This window comes from Marinobacter sp. ANT_B65, from assembly GCF_002407605.1.
GTDB lineage: Bacteria > Pseudomonadota > Gammaproteobacteria > Pseudomonadales > Oleiphilaceae > Marinobacter.
The window spans coordinates 434,070-454,844 of the sequence record NZ_NXGV01000003.1 but is presented as its reverse complement, the minus strand read 5'-3'; the positions used below and the strand labels follow the sequence as shown (position 1 = coordinate 454,844).

19 protein-coding genes are annotated in these 20,775 nt (G+C 53.3%); 13 read left to right on the top strand and 6 right to left on the bottom strand.

Annotated features, from left to right (window positions below; genetic code table 11):
* The first annotated feature begins 64 nt into the window (after positions 1–64).
* From CPA50_RS15145 to glpK, 5 genes are all read left to right on the top strand, one after another.
* Positions 65–2,275: an acetyl-CoA hydrolase/transferase C-terminal domain-containing protein gene (locus CPA50_RS15145; protein ID WP_096783364.1), complete on the top strand. Its 2,211-nt coding sequence runs from the start codon at positions 65–67 to the stop codon at positions 2,273–2,275.
* Positions 2,275–2,745: an FKBP-type peptidyl-prolyl cis-trans isomerase gene (locus CPA50_RS15140; protein WP_096783363.1), complete on the top strand. Its 471-nt coding sequence runs from the start codon at positions 2,275–2,277 to the stop codon at positions 2,743–2,745. Before CPA50_RS15145 ends, CPA50_RS15140 begins: the two co-directional genes overlap by 1 nt.
* A gap of 173 nt (positions 2,746–2,918) precedes the next feature.
* Entirely contained in the window at positions 2,919–3,656 is a 738-nt protein-coding gene (locus CPA50_RS15135; RefSeq protein WP_096783362.1) for a response regulator, read from the top strand.
* A 64-nt stretch (positions 3,657–3,720) separates the two neighbouring features.
* The gene (locus CPA50_RS15130; RefSeq protein ID WP_096783361.1) at positions 3,721–5,292 is read left to right on the top strand and encodes an ATP-binding protein; all 1,572 of its coding nucleotides are present in this window, start codon (positions 3,721–3,723) and stop codon (positions 5,290–5,292) included.
* 309 nt (positions 5,293–5,601) lie between these two features.
* Positions 5,602–7,083, top strand: coding sequence for a glycerol kinase GlpK (glpK, locus tag CPA50_RS15125; RefSeq protein ID WP_096783360.1), 1,482 nt, complete (start codon positions 5,602–5,604; stop codon positions 7,081–7,083).
* A 9-nt stretch (positions 7,084–7,092) separates the two neighbouring features.
* On the opposite strand, the gene CPA50_RS15120 is transcribed toward glpK, so the two are convergent.
* Positions 7,093–8,166, bottom strand: coding sequence for an ABC transporter ATP-binding protein (locus CPA50_RS15120; RefSeq protein WP_096783359.1), 1,074 nt, complete (start codon positions 8,164–8,166; stop codon positions 7,093–7,095).
* Between the two features lie 6 nt (positions 8,167–8,172).
* On the bottom strand, positions 8,173–9,087 hold the full coding sequence (argF, locus tag CPA50_RS15115; protein ID WP_096783358.1) for an ornithine carbamoyltransferase: 915 nt from the start codon (positions 9,085–9,087) through the stop codon (positions 8,173–8,175).
* Positions 9,088–9,326: 239 nt separating this feature from the next.
* On the opposite strand from argF, the gene grxD reads away from it, so the two are divergent.
* Entirely contained in the window at positions 9,327–9,653 is a 327-nt protein-coding gene (gene grxD, locus CPA50_RS15110; protein WP_096783549.1) for a Grx4 family monothiol glutaredoxin, read from the top strand.
* 104 nt (positions 9,654–9,757) lie between these two features.
* Here the strand turns inward: grxD and CPA50_RS15105 are convergent, their stop codons facing one another.
* The 4 genes from CPA50_RS15105 to CPA50_RS15090 all read right to left on the bottom strand — a co-directional run bounded on the left by CPA50_RS15105 (position 9,758) and on the right by CPA50_RS15090 (position 15,081).
* Entirely contained in the window at positions 9,758–11,956 is a 2,199-nt protein-coding gene (locus CPA50_RS15105) for a DUF1631 domain-containing protein (protein ID WP_096783357.1), read from the bottom strand.
* A 198-nt stretch (positions 11,957–12,154) separates the two neighbouring features.
* Positions 12,155–12,757: a Yip1 family protein gene (locus CPA50_RS15100; RefSeq protein WP_096783356.1), complete on the bottom strand. Its 603-nt coding sequence runs from the start codon at positions 12,755–12,757 to the stop codon at positions 12,155–12,157.
* Positions 12,758–12,908: 151 nt separating this feature from the next.
* Positions 12,909–14,192: an HlyC/CorC family transporter gene (locus CPA50_RS15095; protein ID WP_096783355.1), complete on the bottom strand. Its 1,284-nt coding sequence runs from the start codon at positions 14,190–14,192 to the stop codon at positions 12,909–12,911.
* A gap of 82 nt (positions 14,193–14,274) precedes the next feature.
* The gene (locus CPA50_RS15090; RefSeq protein WP_096783354.1) at positions 14,275–15,081 is read right to left on the bottom strand and encodes an inner membrane protein YpjD; all 807 of its coding nucleotides are present in this window, start codon (positions 15,079–15,081) and stop codon (positions 14,275–14,277) included.
* 181 nt (positions 15,082–15,262) lie between these two features.
* Here CPA50_RS15090 and ffh point away from each other — a divergent pair, with 181 nt between their 5' ends.
* The 7 genes from ffh (at position 15,263) to CPA50_RS15055 (ending at position 20,644) form a co-directional block, all read left to right on the top strand.
* Entirely contained in the window at positions 15,263–16,651 is a 1,389-nt protein-coding gene (gene ffh / locus CPA50_RS15085; protein WP_096783353.1) for a signal recognition particle protein, read from the top strand.
* 164 nt (positions 16,652–16,815) lie between these two features.
* Complete coding sequence (gene rpsP / locus CPA50_RS15080) at positions 16,816–17,055, top strand: 30S ribosomal protein S16 (protein ID WP_096783352.1); 240 nt, start codon at positions 16,816–16,818, stop codon at positions 17,053–17,055.
* A gap of 25 nt (positions 17,056–17,080) precedes the next feature.
* A complete protein-coding gene (rimM, locus tag CPA50_RS15075) occupies positions 17,081–17,608 on the top strand; it encodes a ribosome maturation factor RimM (RefSeq protein WP_096783351.1) in 528 nt (175 codons plus the stop codon).
* Positions 17,609–17,611: 3 nt separating this feature from the next.
* Complete coding sequence (trmD, locus tag CPA50_RS15070; protein ID WP_096783350.1) at positions 17,612–18,370, top strand: tRNA (guanosine(37)-N1)-methyltransferase TrmD; 759 nt, start codon at positions 17,612–17,614, stop codon at positions 18,368–18,370.
* Between the two features lie 25 nt (positions 18,371–18,395).
* Positions 18,396–18,752, top strand: coding sequence for a 50S ribosomal protein L19 (gene rplS / locus CPA50_RS15065; RefSeq protein WP_096783349.1), 357 nt, complete (start codon positions 18,396–18,398; stop codon positions 18,750–18,752).
* Positions 18,753–18,865: 113 nt separating this feature from the next.
* Complete coding sequence (gene xerD / locus CPA50_RS15060) at positions 18,866–19,768, top strand: site-specific tyrosine recombinase XerD (protein ID WP_227519670.1); 903 nt, start codon at positions 18,866–18,868, stop codon at positions 19,766–19,768.
* 144 nt (positions 19,769–19,912) lie between these two features.
* A complete protein-coding gene (locus CPA50_RS15055; protein ID WP_096783348.1) occupies positions 19,913–20,644 on the top strand; it encodes a DsbC family protein in 732 nt (243 codons plus the stop codon).
* Positions 20,645–20,775: the final 131 nt, after the last annotated feature.

The window sequence follows — 20,775 nt, the reverse complement described above, 5'->3', positions numbered from 1 at the left end:
GTCCACATATGTCATGTGATGATCCCCTATGGATAAAAGCTGATTGATCAAAGAGGATCCTGGTATGGCGACAAGCAACGGGCAGCGTATAGATGACACGGAGCGTTGCGTGGATGAAGTGATTCGCCGGGTTGGCAAGACTATCAAGTTGGGTCTGCCCCTGGGGATCGGGAAGCCACTCCGCTTCGTGAACGCGCTTTATCAGAGAGCAAAGGATGACCCGGAGATAGATCTTCAGATATTCACCGCGCTCTCACTGCTGGCACCTTCAGGTAGTTCTTCACTGGAAAAGCGGTTTATGGGGCCGTTTGCGGAAAGTCTCTATGGAGATATCCCGGATTTGCAGTATGCCCGGGACGTCAGCAACAATCAGTTGCCCCCGAATGTTCAGGTTTCAGAGTTTTTTTTCAAGGCTGGTAGCGCTCTGAAAAATAAAAGCCAGCAGCGCCATTACATATCCACTAACTACACGCATGCGGCCCGTGACCTTATGAATCGGGGAATCAATGTGGTCGCCCAGATGGTGTCGCCGGGAGAGTTGCATGGTGCCCCGGGCATGGTGAGTCTGAGCTGTAACCCTGATCTGACTCTGGATTTGCTGCTGATGTTAAGAGAGCAGGCGGCGGCTGGCACTCCAGTGGCGGTTGTGGGCGAAATCAATCGCCAGTTACCCTGGTTTGGTCGCGACGCTGCTATCGCAGAAGACCAGTTTGATATGGTGTTTGAGCATGAGCCTTCGGAATACCCCTTGTTTTCCGCTCCCCAGATGGCAATAAGTCCGGCAGATCATCTGATTGGCTTTTATGCCAGTACCTTGCTGAAAGATGGTGGCACCTTGCAGGTGGGTATAGGTTCGCTTGGCGCGGCGCTGGTTCATAGCGCTCTTCTGCGTCATAAGAATAATGATGCCTGGAAGGCTGTTTTCGATTATCTCGAGGTTGCCGGGCATTTCCCTCTGGTGGAACAGGAAGGCGGAACCGGGCCGTTCAGAAAAGGCCTCTACGGTTGCAGTGAGATGATGGTGGATGGCTTTTTGTATCTCATGCAGGAGGGCGTCCTCCGGCGTGAAGTATATGACCATGCAGATATTCAAATACTTGTTAACAATGGTGATATTGATAGCAAAGTGTCCCTGGCTACACTGGATGTGCTGCGCCGGGAAGGACTTGTTGATTCACCGTTGCGAGCGCGCGATGTTGCCTGGCTGACACGCTACGGAATTCTTCGCAGTGAGGTTGAGTTCAGGGATGGCCGGCTGCGAGTAGGTGAGCATTTACTGGACGGCGATCTGGATAAGACTGAAGCCAGGGATGCCATTGCGGCTCTGGCACTCGGGGAGCGATTGAGCGGTGGTGTTGTCATGCATGGCGGCTTTTACCTGGGGCCCCGGAAGTTTTATCAGCTCCTGCGTGAACTCACGGATGCGGATCGTGACCGTATCTGTATGACCAGCGTTAACTTTATCAATCACCTGTATGATCATCACTTCGGCAATCAGCGTCTTAAGGCTGCGCAGCGTATACATAGCCGTTTTATTAATACTGCAATGATGTACACACTTAGTGGTGCTGCTGTTTCGGACGGGCTTGAAGATGGCCGGGTTATAAGCGGTGTGGGTGGACAGTACAACTTTGTATCCATGGCCCATGAACTCCCGGGGGCACGCTCCATCATCGCGCTGCGCAGTACCCGCAAGGCTGGGGGGGCAGTTGTCTCGAACATTGTATTCAATTACGGTCATTGTACTATCCCCCGCCATCTTCGGGACGTCGTTGTCACCGAATACGGCATTGCCGACCTGCGGGGGCAGCCAGATGAGCAAGTCTATCTGCGCCTGATTCGTATCGCAGATTCGCGCTTTCAACAGGAACTGCTCAGTCGGGCGCAGAAAGCCGGTAAGGTCAGTGCAGATTTCCGGCTGCCGGCCAGTTGGAAAAACAACACGCCAGAGGCTATTGCGAAGCTGTTTTCAGAAACCGGGTGCAGTGAATGGTTTCCGGCGTTTCCCTTTGGTCGGGATTTTACCGATCAGGAGCTGGTGCTGGGCAAGGCGCTCAAGAAACTCAAGTCTGAAACGGCCACTGGCCGTGGTAAACTGTCGACCCTCCTGCAGGCTTTTCGAGCCAGAGATGAGGCGGGTCGTTATACCGAATTGTTACAACGTATGGGTCTGAGCCAGCCTTCCGGGCTGCGTGAGAAACTGGAGCAGCGTCTCGTGATCCATGGCCTGAAATTGACTGAAACTACACCGGATACAGGAAACCCAAAACCCTGATGCAAGCTTCCTCAAAAAAACCTGACGTTTTTACTGTTCATTACGTGCTGAAGAACAAAGTCGGCGAGTTGGTTGATACTTCAGAGGGCAGTGAGCCTCTGCACTTCCTTTACGGCAGCCCGGATATTATCAAAGGTATCCAGGAGGCTGTGAAAGATCGTAATGCAGGAGACTGTCTTGAGGTAACCGTTCCACCCTCTATGGCTTATGGTGAGCATAGGGCAGATCTGGTCCGGAAAATTCCCCGGTCAATGTTTGAGGGTGTTGAAAATCTGCAGGTTGGCATGAAGTTCCAGACCAACACCGGCGACAACGCCCAGATTGTTCAGGTCAAGGGAATTGACGGTAATCTGATACGGGTAGATGCCAATCATCCGTTGGCGGGATTTACCCTTTATTTTGATCTGGAAATCATTGAGCGGCGTGAAGCGACCGACGAAGAAATCACTCAGGGTCGGCCACTTTTTTGAGTGGTTCTGCTGATCTGAATCTGAGGTGAGCGCGGGTCAGTATTTGTCACCGGGTGTAACAGCAGGCTAGTTCCATGTATATTTCTGAATAGCATGTATAATTGCTGTTACATCAGGTTGTCTGTATTGTCGGATGCAGGCAAGACACTGAACTCGGAAAAATAAAATCAGAGATGGATCGCGTGGAACAGACAAACGAAAGTTGGCGAATTCTTATTGTCGAAGATGATGAGCGGCTGGCCGAGCTGACCCGAGAGTACCTTGAGAGCAACGGCCTGTCTGTCTCACTTGAAACTCATGGGGGCTCCGCCGTCGAGCGCATCCGCAATGAGCAGCCAGATCTTGTTGTTCTGGACTTGATGCTGCCGGGTGAAGACGGCCTTTCCATCTGCCGCCGTGTACGACCAGTTTATTCTGGTCCCATCATTATGCTCACAGCACGTACTGATGACCTTGACCAGGTGCTTGGTCTTGAGATGGGGGCAGATGATTACATCGGCAAGCCTGTCAAGCCCCGGGTACTTCTCGCCCGTATCCGAGCCATGCTTCGCCGCGTTGCGGAAAATGCCCAGAATAATCTGGACGAAGCAAATGGTGAAGAGCCTACCCGTATGCAGTTCAATGACCTGGTTGTTGACAGGTCCATGCGTGAAGCCTGGCTTAGTGATGAAAGTATCGACCTCACCAGTGCCGAGTTCGATCTGCTCTGGTTGCTGGCGAGTAATGCTGGCCGGGTGCTGAGCCGGGAAGAAATTTTCACCGCGTTGCGGGGCATCGAATACGATGGTCAGGACCGGTCGATTGATGTTCGGGTCTCCCGGATTCGCCCGAAAATCGGTGACGATCCCATACACCCCCGCAGGATTAAGACCGTCCGGAGTAAAGGCTATCTGTTTGTGAAAGAAGCCTGACGATTCAGTCTTTGGTGTCGGCACGGATTTTCTGGCCGACGCTTCCCTGCCAGGGTTTTTTGACATGCCCCTGAAGTTTTTTCTTAATCTTTATGCCCGTCTTGCCGGCCTCACCGCTCTGGTGATACTGCTCTGTATTGCCCTGTTTGTAGGGATCAATTCCGTGCGTTCACAATTCTGGCATGAGCGCTTCTCTGAGCCGCTCATGCGCTGGCTGGCGTCTTCTCCCGCACCCGAACATCAGTATCCCTGGCTGGCTTCTCTGCATGACTTCCGGGTTGCAGATACCGGAGACCTGTCGCTTTCTCCTGTCATTCGGGAGCGCCTGGGGTATGGCCAGGTGATCGCGGTTGAAGACAGTCTTGGCTACCGGTTTCTGGTCACAGGGCTTCAGGGTGATGTCATACAGTTCCGGGCGTCCCACCCCTACAGGGATATCGCTGTTGCCTCTGCGCAGGTTCTCCGGGTGCACCTGGATGCCGCCGGCCCGGATGATCGTGATGAGGTTATGGAACGTTTGAGAGAAGGCTTGGACATTGGTGTGTCCAGAGTCCAGGGTTCGGCAGTTCTGCCGGGTGATGAGGTGCTGGAGCGGGTATACAGCAGCGGTTTCGCCTTTTACCACGAAAACGGTGAAGGGCAGGTGCTTGTGCAGTTGACCGATGGTGAACTGATTCAGATGACCTTGCCTGGTGGTGCCTTCAATCCATGGGCATGGCCTGTTACTTTGCTGTTGCTGGCAGTCTCAGGAAGTGCTCTGGCGCTGTGGTTGATTTTTGTGCTTCGTGCTCTGGATAGCAATTTGCGCAAAGTGGAGTCCGTTGCAGTACGAATCGCGCGTGGAGAAATGAGTGCCCGCGTAGAGGCAGGTGAGGGCACTATCGTCTCTCGGTTGGCCGCGGCATTTAACGGTATGGCAGAGCATATACAGCGCCTTGTGGACGTTCAGCGGGAAATGATTCATGCGGTTTCCCACGAATTGAGAACGCCGGTTGCCCGTATCCGGTTTGGTGTGCAGATGATTGAGGATTGTCAGGGACAGGAGGCGCTTCAGAAGCAACTCGATGGTATCGATGGCGATATTCAGGAACTGGATGAATTGATTGACGAGATTCTGACCTATGCCCGTCTTGAACAGGGCGGTCCGGTTTTCAAGCTTGAGGAAGCGTCTGTCACCGATATTGTGAGGCAGGTTGTGGCGGAGCAGCAGCGAGTCCGGCCTGCGCTGAGCATTACAGGTGAGGTCGATGAAGTGACAGAGAGTCTGGCAACCGCTGATGTTGAGCCGCGTTATATCCACCGGGCTATCCAGAATCTTGTAGGTAATGCCGGACGTTATGCGGCTGGCAGAGTGCTTGTGCGCTGCCATATTGATGAAGATCACTGCCGGGTTGATGTAGAAGACGATGGTCCTGGCATTCCGGAAGAAGAGTGGGAGAAGGTGTTTACAGCCTTTGCCCGGCTTGATGACAGCCGAACCCGCACATCGGGCGGGTATGGGCTTGGCCTCTCTATTGTGCGCCGTATTTTGTACTGGCATAACGGGCAGGCATTTGTAAGCCGGAGTGACAGCCTTGGAGGTGCGCGTTTCAGTCTGGTCTGGCCGCGCAATAAGCCGCTGGAACCGGATCTGTAATCGGGGGAGCGCAGCTCTGGTCTTTCACCTGATGTAACAAACTGACAACACAAGAACCACTGAAACTATCTTCGCCGGTACCGATAATCGAAAACGTAAGGGATGACTTTTAACTTAGTGGTTCTTACGAAATTTCCTTGTTTCATTCGTCATTTGAGGGTCGGTTTTCCGGCCCTTTTTTTTCTTTTCTGTTTGTATCTCCCGCCCTTGTTTATGGTCTGTTTTTCTTCCGGATAAGCACCCATGTGCTTCTGCCTTGGAACCACCTGCTGGTAGACTCCTGTAAACAGCCAGATTACAGGATCCATGATGACCCGATACCTGCTTGCTATTGATCAGGGCACCACCAGCTCCCGAGCTATCGTTTTTGACCAGAGCGGCGCCAGCATTGCTGCAGATCAGCGGGAATTCTGTCAGCACTTTCCAAGTGACGGACGGGTAGAGCACGATGCCACAGAAATCTGGGAGACTACGCTTACAGTCTGTCGTGGAGCGCTGAGTAAAGCTGCCATCGATGCCTCTGAACTGTCTGGAATCGGTATTGCCAATCAGCGTGAAACCACCGTAATTTGGGATCGGGTGACGGGGAAACCGATCCACCACGCAATCGTCTGGCAGGACAGGCGAACAGCATCGCTGTGCACCAAGCTTAAAACCGATGGTCATGAGGGGGCAGTGGTTGAACGTACCGGCCTGCTGATCGATCCCTACTTTTCCGCCACCAAGATTGCCTGGATACTGGACAACGTAGAAGGTGCCCGGGCTCGGGCTGAGGCCGGTGAACTGGCGTTTGGAACCATAGATAGCTGGCTTCTCTGGAACCTGACCGGCGGGCGTTCGCATTTTACTGATGCTACAAACGCCTCCAGGACTGCATTGTTCAATATCCATGAGCAGACATGGGATGACGGTCTGCTTTCGTTGTTTCGTGTGCCAAAGGCGTTATTGCCTGATGTTCTTGATAGCGCAGCGGATTATGGCTTGACCGATGCCAAATGGCTTGGCGCGCCGGTTATGGTCGCGGGCGTGGCGGGTGATCAGCAGGCAGCACTGATTGGTCAGGCCTGTTTCAGGCCGGGCATGGCAAAGAGTACCTATGGTACAGGCTGTTTCCTGGTGGTGAATACCGGAGCTAAAGCCCTGCGATCGGAGAATCGCTTACTGACGACAGTAGCCTACCGCCTTGATGGCAAGCCTTGCTATGCGGTTGAAGGCAGCATTTTTGTGGCGGGCGCTGCCATGCAGTGGTTGCGGGACGGATTGAAACTTATTAGCCATGCCAACGAATCTGCCTTGCATGCTGAAGCTGTTGGTGTGGATAACCAGGTGTATCTGGTGCCAGCGTTTACCGGACTGGGTGCGCCACATTGGGATCCTCATGCCCGAGGGGCTATCCTGGGATTGACCCGGGATACAGGTATTGGTGAGATTGTTACCGCAGGACTGCAGTCTGTGTGCTATCAGACCAAGGATCTGGTGCGGGCTATTCAGAATGATGGTGCTGCCCTGGCGTCACTGCGAGTGGATGGCGGTATGGTGGTCAACGATTGGCTGATGCAGTTTCTGGCAGACATTCTGAACGTTACGGTTGATCGTCCCCGGATAACTGAAACGACTGCTTTGGGTGTGGCCTATCTGGCTGGCCTGCAAACCGGGGTTTATGACAGTCTGGAGCAGATCTCGGAACTCTGGGAGTGCGAACGGCAGTTCCAGGCAGAAATGAGTCCGGCGCTACGGGAGTCGCTGTATTCGGGTTGGCTTGACGCAATCGACAGGGTTTGCAACAACTGAGATGATGGCTCAGTTGTTGCGTTCGAAAGCAATCAGGTGGTCTGCTTCTACCCGCACCGGGACTGTCTCGCCCAGATTGAAATCCAGGTGACTGCGGAAAAGTGCCTCAAACTCTGTATCTTCAGAGCAGCGGAACCTGTAGAGCGTAGAGGTACCTGCAAAGGTTTTTTCGACCACTTTTGGACGCAGGTCTGACTCGGCATCGTAGACGATGTCATCAGGGCGGATAAGCACATCTACCAGCGTACCGCTGGGCCATTTATAGGCCCGGTTTCCGTGAATGGTGCCTAGCTCCGATTCAATTGTGTCTGGCCCCACAGCTTTGCCTGGTATAAATCCACCCTGGCCTATGAAACTTGCCACAAAGCGGTTTGCGGGTTCATGGTAGAGGTTGTAGGGCACATCCCACTGCTGGATTTTCCCGTTCTGAAGCACAGCTACCTGATCACACATCGCAAAGGCTTCCTGCTGATCGTGAGTCACCAGAATGGCACTTATGCCGAGTGTTTTGAGTATCTCCCGGACATCGAGGCTGAGCCTGCGGCGCAGATCCGCATCAAGGTTGGAGAAGGGTTCGTCGAGCAGAATCAGTGTCGGTTCCGGAGCCAGAGCCCGTGCCAGTGCAACCCGCTGCTGTTGCCCTCCCGAAAGTTCGTGTGGATAGTTATCCGCCAGATCCTGCAGGTGAACGACGTGAAGCAGTTCCATGACTTTGCTGCGCTTCTGGGCTTTATCCAGACCCTGTAATCCAAAGCCCACGTTGTCGGCAATGCTCAGGTGAGGAAATAGCGCATAGTCCTGAAAAACCATACCGATGCGGCGCTTCTCTGGCGCGAGAGTGCGACCGGGGAGACTGATCTGCCGGGACTCCAGGCATATTTCACCACCGGTTAACTGAAGGAATCCCGCCAGAGCCCTCAGGATAGTGCTTTTCCCGCAACCGCTGGGCCCGAGCAGGCAGCCGATATCTCCGTGGCTGAGCGCGAAGCTGATACCTTTCACAACGGCATCCCCGCCGTAGCCACAAGTCAGGTCATTTACTTCCAGCAACCAGTTGTGATTGGCAGTTTCGTGCGTGCTCATAAAATCTCAGTCCAGGCGGTTCAGGATCAGGAACTCCAGCAGAGCTTTCTGGGCGTGGAGCCGGTTTTCTGCCTCGTCCCAGATTACTGAAGCCGGATGCTCCATCATGTCGGCAGAAATTTCTTCGCCACGGTGAGCCGGCAGACAGTGCATGAGTAATGCGTCTTTTGCAGCTATATCCATCAGCGTGGGGTTGATCTGGTAGTTGCTGAAGGCTTTTTCGCGGGCTTTCTGCTCGTCTTCCTGGCCCATTGAGGCCCATACGTCGGTTACCAGAAGATTCGCATTGCGAGCAGCTTCAGCCGGCTCCCGCATGAGCGTTATACGAGAGCCGTGGGCCTTTACCAGCTCCGGATCTGGTTCATAACCCTGAGGTGTCGCTATGTTCAGGTGAAAGTCGAACTGCGTGGCGGCGTTGATGTAGGAATGGCACATGTTGTTTCCATCACCGATCCAGGCCACTGTGGCGCCCTGTATGCTGCCGCGATGCTCCCGATAGGTTTGCATGTCTGCCAGTAACTGGCAGGGATGGAAATCATCCGTAAGCGCATTGATAACAGGTGCCCGCGAAGCCTTTGCAAACTTCTCTACCGTTTCATGGGCAAAGGTACGGATCATCACTGCATCGACCATGCTGGATATGACAATAGCGGAGTCTTCGATGGGCTCTCCGCGACCTAGCTGTGTATCCCTTGGAGAAAGGAACATGGCGGAGCCGCCCAGTTGGGTCATGCCTGCTTCGAAGGAGACCCGGGTGCGGGTTGAGGACTTCTCAAAAATCATTGCCAGTACGCGATTTTTCAGTGAGTCCCTGACCTTGCCCTGCCGCCATTCGTTCCGGAGTCTGGTGCCATGATCCACCAGATTTTCCAGCTCAGTCGTGGTCATGTCATTCAGTGTCAGAAAATGCCTTGCTGCCATGGGATGGCCCTTACCTTGATGAAGCCCTGGATGAGTGAAAAATACTGGTAAAAAAAGGGCATCAAGTCTAGCCCTTCACGTCAGTGATGACAACGCCGCCGGCAGGGCTTGTCCTGCATCAAATTGTAGTGTTTGTTGAGGGGCTCGCCCGGCGTGTACAATGGAGGCCATACAAATTCGGTGTGACGGCGCGAAAAAGCGCAACAAACTGTTCCGTTTTCAACCAGAGGTGCATGTTCATGGACATTAACGAAACAATTAAGACTCAACTCTCGGAAAATCCGATTATCCTTTACATGAAAGGCTCTCCCCAGGCTCCACAATGTGGCTTTTCTGCCAAGACCTCGCAGGCCCTGATGGCATGCGGAGAGCGTTTTGCCTTCGTGAATATTCTCGATAACCAGGAGTTGCGCGAGGGTCTGAAGGTTTATTCAAGCTGGCCGACATACCCTCAGCTCTATGTTAATGGTGAGCTGGTAGGTGGTTGCGACATTATTATGGAAATGTCCGAGAACGGCGAATTGGCAAAACTGGTTAAAGAGGCTGCCAAGCAAGCTGAAGCCTGAGTGCCCCGGTACTCACTCCGGATTGCTTAACTGTTACCGGGTGATCCTTGCGCCAGTCTTCCTGTCCCGGGTCCGCAGGCTTTACTGCGGTCCCGGGGCCGGGCTCAGGCTGTTTTGCTGCGCAGGGAGCCGACCACGGCATCAAGAGCCCGGTCAATAAATGCTCCCTGTTCAAGGAGAGTCATCCGTCCTCGCCGCATTTCGTGGGCAAGCTCGGTACGGGTCTTTTCAATGACTTTCAGCCCCATGCGGTTAACAAAGACAAAGCAGTCTGCTTCTTCAATGATCGCTGAAAGTTTGCATCGGAAGCTCGCGCCATTTACAAGGCGGAACTCGACCCAGTTGCCTATCTCTATGCCGTCTATCTGGGCCATAAACTCAGCAATAGCTGCATCCTCGGGCTGAGCCTGGTGCTTGAAGCTGCTTTGCTCGTTTTCTTCCTCGGATGGTTCTTCAGCGAGCTCTATGTTGGAACTTGCACGGAAAGCTTCCGCCAGTTCGTGTTTGAGCTGACTCATGGTTTCATCAAGCTTCGAAGCGTTGTATGAAACCTCTTCCAGGCCAGCGCGTAGCGATTTGAGTAGGCCGGGAACAACCCGAACCCACTGATCCCGTTCTGAATCTTCCTGATGAGGATGCAGACACCAGATAAGGTCATCGACAACCTTCACGCTTTCCTGCCAGCGATGCTCCACATCGTCCCGGAGGTAGGCCAGAAACATAACCCGGCTCCAGCCATTGATCAGCAGGTTGTAGGTAGGCTCTGGCAGCCGGTAGCGGGCTACACGTTCCTTGATTACCCGATCAACCAGTTCCTGAGCTTTCTGGGATTTGATGCGGCCGCGCTCGGATTCACGAGTACGTTGCTCTACCAGAGATGCTTTGCGGTTTTCCCTGGCGAGAAACTCTTCAAACTCATCGTTAAGTGTCTCGAACAAGGTAACGTCGCCGTCGAATTCACACAGGATTCTCTGCACAATGCCGTGAATCTTTTCGTACAGCTTGTCTCTGGCTTTTTCGTCGCTGTTACTCCAGCCAATCCCTGCCCGGGCAAGCGCGTTGAGCAGCTTTCTGGCGGGGTGAGTGGTCTTGCTAAAAAAGCTCTTGTCTTTAATGACAACTTTCAGGATGGGTATCTGTAGTCGGCTTATCAGAACCTGAACCGGCGCGGACAGGTTGTAGTCATCCAGAATGAATTCAAAGAGCATGGACACAAGGTTAATCAGGTCCTCGTCCATTTCCTTGAGTGCGGGCTTTTTGCCATCAGCGGTGTTGGTCTGGGCCAGAATCTGTTGAACGGCATCGCGAAGATCGATGGTAAGCGGTTCGCCTTCGCTGAGATTGTGTTCAGCTCCGGTTTGTGCCGTAAAGGGCAGGGATGCCAGAAGATTTACCAGTTCATTGCCCCCGATGATCCGTATGTCCGGATCGTGCTGACGGGTTGGAATGCCGGCATTGGCCCTTTGGCGTGCCAGTAACTGATGAATCTGTTCGAATACGGCGTTGTTTCCGGCGCCGGTATCCAGCCAGTTTTCACCGGATGTGGATGCACCCTCATGGCTGCCGGCTGCAGGTTGGGACTCTGGAACGCCGTGTTGGTGGCCGGTTTTCCCGTGATAGCGGAAGTTGGGAATAACGCCTGCCTGGACAAGGATTCTGTTTGCTTCGTCCAGAAGCATCCCCAGATTAGACACGACATAGCGATCAAACTGCTTAAGCAGAATCAATCGTTCGCGAATCTGTATCTCCAGAGCCTGAATTGCCTCTGTAAAAGCGCTGCAAAGGTGCTCGGGCGCCATGGGGTTAACCGGATTTTCGTCCGAAGCACCGTCGTAAACCTGGCTGAAGCGGGCCTGGAGCTGTATGAGAGGCCCCTGAAAATGAGCCTTGGCTTTAGTGATCATGGCATTCAGAGCTACCTGCTCTTCCAGATCATCATCGCCAACGAGTGCAAGGTTGTCTGCATTCGCCTGCCTGGCCAGCGTGTCGTCCTGCTGCTGGCCGGTGTGGGGAGGGTTTGCAAAAAACTGAGCAACTGTATTCTGAAAGTGGCGCTCCACACCTTTTCGCTTGATGCGGATTTCCCGCATGGCTTCAAAATAGCGATTCTGCTCGTTGTTGCTGCGGGCATTATTTGCCAGTTCAAACAGCGAATCATCAACGGCATCAAAAGCGCCCTGCAGCAGATCGCCAAGCCCGGCGACAAGGGTGTCGCGGATGCGGGTAACCTCCGCAGGAACCGGTTTGTTGTTTCCCGCTTCTCTGTGCTCTCGGAGGTAATGTATGCCGGACTGCTTGTTCATGGCCGACTCCTGTTTACGGCTCAACCGGGGTACATGACCGAGCTAAAATGTCTGTTTTTGATTATACGTTAAATTTACCGCATTTTTGACTGGGTTAACATGAAATAAAACTAAGGTAGATGTTAACCCGAAAAACAAAGGGTGCTCTCTCAGAGCACCCTTTGCTGGTTCGCTAACATGAATGCCTGGGACGGGGCTTCATGATACATAAATGGGGCCGACCCCCATGCTCCAGATCACCACGCTCATGGCAAGAAGGGCGACAAACATGACCAGCCCGACGGTTAGCACTGCTGTAGCAAACATGAACCCGCGCTCTTCGGGGATTTTCATCAGAATGGGTAAGCCCTCATAAAGCAGGTACACCGCGTAAGCAATGGCGACCAGCCCTGCGAGCATGTTCACCCAGATATTGGGGTAAACCGCGATAACTCCGATCAGGAAAATAGGGGTGGCAGTGTAGGCTGCCATCGTAACGCCCCGCGGAGTTCGTTCGACTGCATCATAGGTAGCCGCAAAGAAATCAATGAACTTGCCCAGAATGAATATGCCAGCAAGCATGGCTCCGTAAAACAATACCGACAGGCTTAGTGCGCTGCTTACGGAAAGGCGTGTGACCTGGCCGTCACCAATTTGCCAGCCCACCTGGCTGGTTCCAATGAATCCGGCCAGGGCGGGAATCAGGGCGAGAAGTAATACGTGTCCTGTGTAAAGACGGGTAACCGATTCGGATTCTTTCCGGATGGCCTCCCATTGTTGATCGGGATGGGTCAGAAGGCCAAAGGTATGTGTCAGGCTCATGGGTAAACTCCTTGCGATTATTATTGTTTCGCACTCTACTCAAGTGTTGGTGGTAGATTGATATGCGTCAAGGAGCTGGTTAAATTTTGATCTTCCAAGAGGGGGTTCCGCTATAACCGTAGCGTCTATCAAAAAACATGGAACGGGAGGGTCAGGAGATGGTAAGAGTTCGTTTTTTCCGCTTTTTCGGGTGCACAATCGCTGCTTTTACCACGTTGTCCTTGATCTGGAGAACCTCGACCCTGTGACCGTCCACCTTCAGGCAAACGTTGGTGTCGGGGATGTTTTCAAGGGTTTCGGTGATCAGTCCGTTTAGTGTTTTCGGCCCGTCTGTAGGCAGTTTCCAGCCCAGGGTTTTGTTGATGGTGCGAACGGAGGTTGTACCGTCGATAATAAAGGTGTTGTCGTCCTGTGGAATGATGTCTGGGCTGGTGGCGGCATAATCCGTTGTAAACTCTCCGACAATTTCCTCAAGAATATCCTCCAGGGTGGCGAGTCCCAGCACGTCGCCATATTCGTCTACTACAATCCCGAAGCGGCGTTTGCCTTTCTGGAAGTTGATAAGCTGGGTGTTCAGAGGAGTGCTTTCTGGAACAAAATAAGGTTCCTGGCAAAGCTGTAGAATCATGCTTTTGTTGATTTCCTCGTGTTGCAACAGCTTGGTTGCGCTGCGCAGGTGGAGAATTCCCTGAATATTGTTGATGTCGCCTTTGAATACAGGAAGGCGTGTATGCTGGCTGTTTCTCAGTTGGCGCAAAATAGTATCAGTGTCATCGTCCAGATCTATGCCTGAGACTTCGTTTCGCGGCACCATGATGTCGTTTACTGTTACTTTTTCCAGATCCAGGATGCTGACGAGCATATCTTTGTGCTTTGTCGGGATCAGGGCGCCGGCTTCGTTTACCAGGGTCCTGAGTTCTTCGCGGCTGAGGTGCTCATTGGCTGCATCGTTTGGCGAGATTCTCAGAATCTTGAGGATGGCCCCGGTAAACAGGTTTACAGCCCAGACAATGGGGTAAAGGATCTTTAGCAGAGGCCCGAGAATGTAGCTGGCAGGGAATGCGATTTTTTCCGGGAAGAGGGCTGCCAGAGTCTTGGGTGTGACTTCGGCAAAAATCAGGATGACGATCGTCAGCAGAAGTGTTGCAACGGCAATGCCGGCATCACCCCATATACGGATCGCAATAACCGTGGCGATAGAGGATGCCAGGATGTTGACGAAGTTATTGCCGATGAGAATGATGCCGATCAGCTGATCGGTGCGCTGCAGCAGCCCCTGGGCTCGTTTGGCGCCTTTGTGGCCGGTTTTCGCCATGTGTTTGAGGCGATACCGGTTGAGTGACATCATTCCGGTTTCAGAGCTGGAGAAAAATGCCGAAAGCATAATCAGCCCGACGAGAATAATCGACAGCGCTGTAAGCGATGTACCGTCCAAACCAGAAGTGTCCTTATGTTGCTGACAAGTAGCGAAAATAGGTTGTGATTGTATCCGGTGTCAAGAGGTTATAGGCGGCGGGTCAGCCGCCTTTCCGGAATACCAGCTCAAGAGCGAACTTGCTGCCGTAAAATGCCACCATAAGAAGAGCGCAGCCGGCCAGCGTCCAGCGGCTTGCAGTGATGCCGCGCCAGCCTTTTGTATAGCGCCCGACGAGCAGGCCGACGAAAACCAGCAGTGAGAGCAGGGAGAACAGGGTTTTGTGGGCGAGGTTCTGTGCAAACAGGTTTTCTATGAAAATGGCGCCCGTCACAATGGCCAGAATCAGCATGACAACGCCAGCCCATACCATTTCGAAAAGCAGGGATTCCATTGTCTGTAGTGGCGGTAGGTTGCGCACAAGAGGGCTGTTGTAGTTTTGCTTTAGCTGACGGTTTTGCAAATAAAGCAGGGTTGCTTGTATGGCGGCAAGCGAAAACAGGCTGTAGGCTGTAACCGAGAGCGCGATATGAGAAAGTAAGCCGTAGCTTTCGCCAGATACCAGACGTGATGGTGTATGGGCAATCAGTGCCATGATTATGGTGAACGCCGCCAATGGGTAGGCGCCCAGAAAAAGGCTTTGAACCGGTTTTTTGAGGTTCAGGCCCAGTAGTAGGAAAACGATCAGCCAGGAAATCAGGACTGTGCTTTTGAACAGACTGAAATCAATACCACCATCGTGTTGAATGGTTTGGGTGATCAGCAGTCCGTGCGCAGTAAGCGCCAGCATGCCGATAAGGGTGGTGATCGCAATGTTACTGTGCACTCGTCCACGAAAGTGGAGTGCTTGTAGAGCGGTGCCGACGCTGTACAGAAAAAGAGAGGTGACCGCGAGAATCAGCGTTCCCATGACTTCCTTATTAACCACTTAGCTGGGTGGGGATCGGCAGGCATGGCTGCCGATTTGACCGGGCTGGTCGTTTCACGACGATAGTCTGGTTATAATGTCGCGATTATGCAACAGGAATCAAGGAGCCAGAGTCGGCTCTATGATTTGTGCACTCAATTTATCCGGGGTACGGAAGAGCAACATGTTTGAAAACCTCCAAGACCGACTTTCCGGTAGCCTGCGCAAGATTTCCGGTCAGGCGCGGCTAACCGATGACAATATCAAGGACACTCTCCGTGAAGTGCGTATGGCGCTACTGGAGGCAGACGTTGCCCTACCGGTGGTAAAAGACTTTGTTGAAGGTGTCCGTCAGCGGGCTATCGGCCAGGAAGTCCAGCGCAGCCTTACCCCCGGCCAGGTGTTTGTAAAGGTTGTTCAGCAGGAGCTGGAACGGGTGATGGGGGAGGGGAATGAAACCCTCAATCTCGCTGTTCAGCCACCTGCCGTTATTATGATGGCGGGTCTTCAGGGTGCAGGTAAAACGACTACGGTCGCAAAGCTGTCGCGTTTTCTGAAAGAACGGCAGAAAAAGACTGTTCTGGTGGTCAGTGCCGATATATACCGGCCGGCAGCGATCAAGCAGCTGGAGACTCTGGCGGCAGAAGTTGGCGTTGAGTTTTTTCCCAGTACTGCTGATCAGGACCCGGTTGCCATCGCTGAAGGTGCGGTAGCGGCTGCCCGCAAGAAACATATTGATGTTGTGATTCTCGATACCGCGGGCCGCTTGCACGTTGATGAGCAGATGATGGGTGAGATCGGTCGGCTGCATAAGGCGGTTAACCCGGTTGAGACCCTCTTCGTTGTGGATGCCATGACGGGGCAGGATGCGGCGAATACCGCCAAGGCATTTAACGATGCCTTGCCTCTGACAGGTGTGGTGCTGACAAAAACAGATGGTGACGCCCGTGGTGGTGCGGCGCTTTCTGTGCGGCATATTACGGGTAAGCCCATCAAGTTCCTCGGGGTTGGCGAAAAAACCGATGCTCTTGAGCCGTTTCACCCGGATCGGGTTGCATCCCGTATTCTCGGTATGGGAGATGTGCTGTCTCTCATTGAGGAGGCGGAGCGCAAGCTGGATCAGAAAAAGGCCGAGAAGCTCACCAGGAAAATCAAAAAGGGCAAGAGCTTTGATCTTGAGGACTTCCGTGATCAGCTTCAGCAAATGAAGAACATGGGGGGGATTGGCGGTCTGATGGACAAGCTGCCAGGGATGGGGCAGATGGCCCAGGTGGCGCAGCAGCAGGTTAATGACAAGTCGATGGGGCAGTTGGAAGCTATCATTTGTTCGATGACCTCAAAAGAGCGCCGTTATCCGGATGTTATCAATAATTCCCGCAAGCGCCGCATTGCTGCCGGTTCAGGGACTCAGATACAGGATGTGAACCGTCTGCTTAAGCAGCATAAGCAAATGCAGAAGATGATGAAGAAATTCAGCAAAAAAGGCGGAATGGCGAATATGATGCGCGGCTTGGGTGGTATGATGCCGCCAGGCGGTGGCGGCGGTGGAATGCCTCCATTTGGGCGTATGTAAAATGCCTTATGCCGAAAACCTGGAAACAGTACGTTTCCCTGTTTTCATTGGCGCATTTTTAGCATAGAATAGCGCCCCTTTCGAGTATGGGTCTCCGCGTCAGCCACCATTGTGGCAAGCGTGAAACGTACAAAGTTCGTATAACAGAACAGGATATTGGTTAAATGGTAACAATCCGTTTGGCTCGTGGCGGTTCCAAGAAGCGCCCGTTCTATCACTTGACAGTAACTGACAGTCGCAGAGCACGTGACGGCGCCTTCATTGAGCGCGTCGGTTTTTTCAACCCGATCGCCCGCGGTCAGGAAGAGCGCCTTCGCGTTGATCGCGATCGTGTGAATTTCTGGATCGGCCAGGGTGCACAAACCAGCGATCGCGTTGCGCAATTGCTCAAGGCTGCAGTGTAAGTTTGCTGACCACCGGGGTTGTTGTATGACGCAGAATTCGCAGGAAACTGTGATCGGTCGGATTACCTCGGTATTTGGGGTTAAAGGGTGGCTTAAGGTTTTTTCGTTCACCGACCCCAAAGAAGGAATACTTAACTATACCGACTGGATTCTCGATCTGGACGGTAAGCGTATTCCAGCGAAGCTTGAGGAAGGTCGTCGCCAGGGGCAGGCGATCGTTGTCAGGCTTAAAGGTATTAGTGATCGTGAGTTGGCCCGCACTTATTGTGGGGCTGAAGTCAGGGTTCCGACTGCTGAGTTGCCGGTGCTCCCCGAAGGGGAATATTACTGGCGTCAGTTGCAGGGGCTTGATGTCTTCACGGTTGAAGGTGAGTGCTTTGGTCGAGTGGATCACCTGATTGAAACCGGCTCCAATGATGTTCTGGTGGTGCATGCGACGACAGGCTCCATTGATCAGCGCGAGCGTCTGATTCCTTATCTCCCTGACCAGGTTGTCCGGGAGGTTAATCTGGCGGAGCATAAGCTGATTGTCGACTGGGATCCGGAGTTCTGACGGGTGTGGATTGGCGCAGTCAGTCTGTTCCCGGAGATGTTTCAGGCGGTAACGGATTACGGGATAACGAGCAGGGCTGTGCGTGATGGTCTTTTGACCTTTCGCAGTTGGAACCCTCGCGAGTTTACCCATGATCGTCATCGTACCGTCGATGACCGGCCCTACGGTGGTGGCCCCGGAATGCTGATGAAGATTCAGCCGCTCAGGGATGCCATTCATGCAGCGAGAGAAGCTGCGCCCGGAAAAGCTTGCGTGGTATATCTTTCGCCTCAGGGTGAAACTCTGAATCAGGCTGTTGTTGAGTCACTTGCTGCAGAAGAGCGTTTGATTCTGGTAGCAGGACGCTATGAGGGTGTTGATGAGCGCCTGATAGCTACAGAGGTCGACCGGGAAATATCACTGGGAGACTTTGTGCTCTCCGGTGGTGAACTGGCGGCTATGGCTGTCATTGATTCGGTTACGCGCCTTATCCCCGGAGCGTTGGGGCATGCGCAGTCGGCAGAACAGGATTCTTTTGCTGACGGCTTGCTGGATTGTCCGCACTACACCCGGCCCGAAGTATACGAAGGTCAGGCGGTGCCGGATATTTTGTTGGGCGGTCACCATGATCAGATCCGGCGTTGGCGGCTTAAACAGTCGCTGAGGCGAACCCGGGAGCGACGCCCCGACCTGCTGGAAAAGCGGGTGCTTACGGATGAAGAGCGTAAGCTGCTGGGAGAGATTTTAAACGAACCGTGTGCCTCTGAATCATCAGGGCATTAAAAGATTGGGTATCAGGAGCATTACGATGAGCGGCAAGAACAACATCATCAATCAACTCGAAACAGAACAGATGGCCAAGGAAATCCCCGCGTTTGCGCCGGGTGATACCGTGGTTATTCAGGTTCGTGTAACTGAAGGCAACCGTGAGCGTCTGCAGGCGTTCGAAGGCGTTGTTATCGGCAAGCGTAACCGTGGCATGAACTCTTCTTTCACCGTACGGAAAATTTCTTACGGTGTGGGCGTTGAGCGTACTTTCCAGACCTTCTCCAAGCTGATCGACAGCATTGCTGTGAAGCGTCGTGGTGACGTGCGTCAAGCCAAGCTTTACTACTTGCGTGACCTTTCTGGTAAGGCAGCACGTATTAAAGAAAAGCTGGGCTGATCAGCCGTGTGCTGAGCGACCTCGCAGTGAAAAAGGCAGCCTAAGGGCTGCCTTTTTTATTTCTGGAGGGCCAGAATGCAATGTTGCGTATGGTGTATCAGGAGGGCAGCGGTGTGAGGCCACAAGATGAAGCGGTAGTTGTCCGGTTTGTTGATGCTGTCTGGCTGGAGGATGGTCTGGGTGAGAAAACGCGCCAGGCATATCGCAGTGACTTGCAACGTTTCGCTGGCTGGCTGGAGAATCAGCCAGGGCAGCCGTTACTGACAGACGTGCGCAGGACAGATCTGCTGGCCTGGATGGCCAGTGGCCTTGCTGAGGGTATAAAGACATCTACGGCGGCTCGTCGACTTTCGGGTGTCCGCCGGTTTTACCGGTTCCTTCTTCGGGAGCGGCTGATTGCTGAAGATCCTACTTTGCGCATAGATAGTCCACGCTTACCCCGTCGGTTGCCGGACTCCCTGACCGAAGATGAAGTCGAATCTCTTCTGGCGGAGCCGGATCCCGGCTTGCCGATTGAGCTCAGGGACAAGGCTATGCTGGAAATCCTGTATGGCTGTGGTTTGCGGGTATCTGAACTGACGGGCTTGCGGGTTGATCAGGTCAATTTGCGTCAGGGTGTTATACGCGTTACTGGCAAAGGTGATAAGGAGCGTCTGGTTCCGCTGGGCGAGGAAGCTGTGGATTGGCTTCTTCGGTATATGAAGGAGGGACGCCCTGAACTCCTCAAGGGGCGGGCGTGTGATGCGTTGTTTCCGGGTAACCGGCCGGCAGCCATGACCCGACAGACCTTCTGGTACCGGGTGCGGCACTACGCTACACGTACGGGTATTCGCAAACACCTTTCCCCCCACACGCTCCGCCATGCCTTTGCAACCCATTTGCTGAATCATGGTGCGGATCTTCGGGTTGTTCAGATGCTGCTGGGGCACTCCGACCTTTCGACAACCCAGATATACACCCATGTCGCGCGTCAGCGCCTGCAGTCGTTGCATCAGGCTCATCATCCACGTGGTTGAATCCATGATTTTTAGGTAAGGTAGCGCTTTGAACTTTTGCGACGGGAAGGTGTCGCACGGTTTGATCTGTTTTGTCATTTATGGGTTGTGTGAGTGTGTCCGCAAATCTGAAAAGTCTCTCGCTGAAAAGGTGTGTTTGCCAGAATGAATGTAAAACGTTTTTTTGTGGTTACAGTTATGGCTGCTGGTGTTCTGGGCTCGCCCTTCAGCGTTGCGGGCGATATAGAAGACGCTATCAGTGACCGTCTATCAAGTGCTGTGCCGGGGCTGAAAGTTTCGTCTGTACGAGAGTCCGAAGCTCCGGGGCTTTATGAGGTTCAGAGTAATAATGGAGATACAATTTATACGACGCCTGATGGTCAGTACCTGCTGACGGGCGATTTGCTCAAAATCACCGACACTGGCATCGCCAATGTGACAGAAGAAGCCCGGGCCGGAGACCGCCATGAGGTCATGGACAGTTATGGCGATGATGGAGTTATCAGCTACAAGGCCAGTAACGAGAAAGCTGTGGTCAGCGTGTTCACTGACATTGATTGCCCATATTGCCGGAAACTTCATGATGAAGTGCCGGAGCTCAATGACTATGGAATTACGGTGAATTACTACGCGTACCCGCGTTCAGGCCCGGGTACGCCGTCGTTCATCAAGTACACTTCTGTCTGGTGTGCTGAGGATCAGCAATCTGCAATGGATGCGGCCAAATCCGGGGCGGGCATTGATGCCGCCACCTGCGAAAACCCTGTCAGGAAACAGTTTGATCTTGGTCGCCGTATCGGTGTGACAGGTACCCCTGCGATTGTGCTGGAGGATGGCAACATCGTTCGCGGCTATGTGCCAGCGAAAACTCTGGCTGAGGGGCTGGGTCTGCTCTGACAGATCTGCGAGTCGGGGAGCACCCCGGCTTATGTGACAAGCTTTTGGTTCAGGGCTTATTCAGTGGGCTCTGAACCGGTATACTATCCGGCCTTTCAGCGTCGCAATATAGCAATGCTGCATACCAAAAT

Bases quoted from the DNA above. Each gene is read 5' to 3' on its own strand.
- argF (WP_096783358.1), bottom strand. From the start codon at position 9,087: ATGGCAGCAAGGCATTTTCTGACACTGAATGACATGACCACGACTGAG.
- CPA50_RS15120 (WP_096783359.1), bottom strand. From the start codon at position 8,166: ATGAGCACGCACGAAACTGCCAATCACAACTGGTTGCTGGAAGTAAAT.
- glpK (WP_096783360.1), top strand. From the start codon at position 5,602: ATGACCCGATACCTGCTTGCTATTGATCAGGGCACCACCAGCTCCCGA.
- rpsP (WP_096783352.1), top strand. From the start codon at position 16,816: ATGGTAACAATCCGTTTGGCTCGTGGCGGTTCCAAGAAGCGCCCGTTC.
- CPA50_RS15135 (WP_096783362.1), top strand. From the start codon at position 2,919: ATGGATCGCGTGGAACAGACAAACGAAAGTTGGCGAATTCTTATTGTC.
- CPA50_RS15055 (WP_096783348.1), top strand. From the start codon at position 19,913: ATGAATGTAAAACGTTTTTTTGTGGTTACAGTTATGGCTGCTGGTGTT.
- CPA50_RS15100 (WP_096783356.1), bottom strand. From the start codon at position 12,757: ATGAGCCTGACACATACCTTTGGCCTTCTGACCCATCCCGATCAACAA.
- CPA50_RS15130 (WP_096783361.1), top strand. From the start codon at position 3,721: ATGCCCCTGAAGTTTTTTCTTAATCTTTATGCCCGTCTTGCCGGCCTC.
- CPA50_RS15090 (WP_096783354.1), bottom strand. From the start codon at position 15,081: ATGGGAACGCTGATTCTCGCGGTCACCTCTCTTTTTCTGTACAGCGTC.
- ffh (WP_096783353.1), top strand. From the start codon at position 15,263: ATGTTTGAAAACCTCCAAGACCGACTTTCCGGTAGCCTGCGCAAGATT.
- CPA50_RS15105 (WP_096783357.1), bottom strand. From the start codon at position 11,956: ATGAACAAGCAGTCCGGCATACATTACCTCCGAGAGCACAGAGAAGCG.
- rimM (WP_096783351.1), top strand. From the start codon at position 17,081: ATGACGCAGAATTCGCAGGAAACTGTGATCGGTCGGATTACCTCGGTA.
- CPA50_RS15145 (WP_096783364.1), top strand. From the start codon at position 65: ATGGCGACAAGCAACGGGCAGCGTATAGATGACACGGAGCGTTGCGTG.
- grxD (WP_096783549.1), top strand. From the start codon at position 9,327: ATGGACATTAACGAAACAATTAAGACTCAACTCTCGGAAAATCCGATT.
- CPA50_RS15140 (WP_096783363.1), top strand. From the start codon at position 2,275: ATGCAAGCTTCCTCAAAAAAACCTGACGTTTTTACTGTTCATTACGTG.
- rplS (WP_096783349.1), top strand. From the start codon at position 18,396: ATGAGCGGCAAGAACAACATCATCAATCAACTCGAAACAGAACAGATG.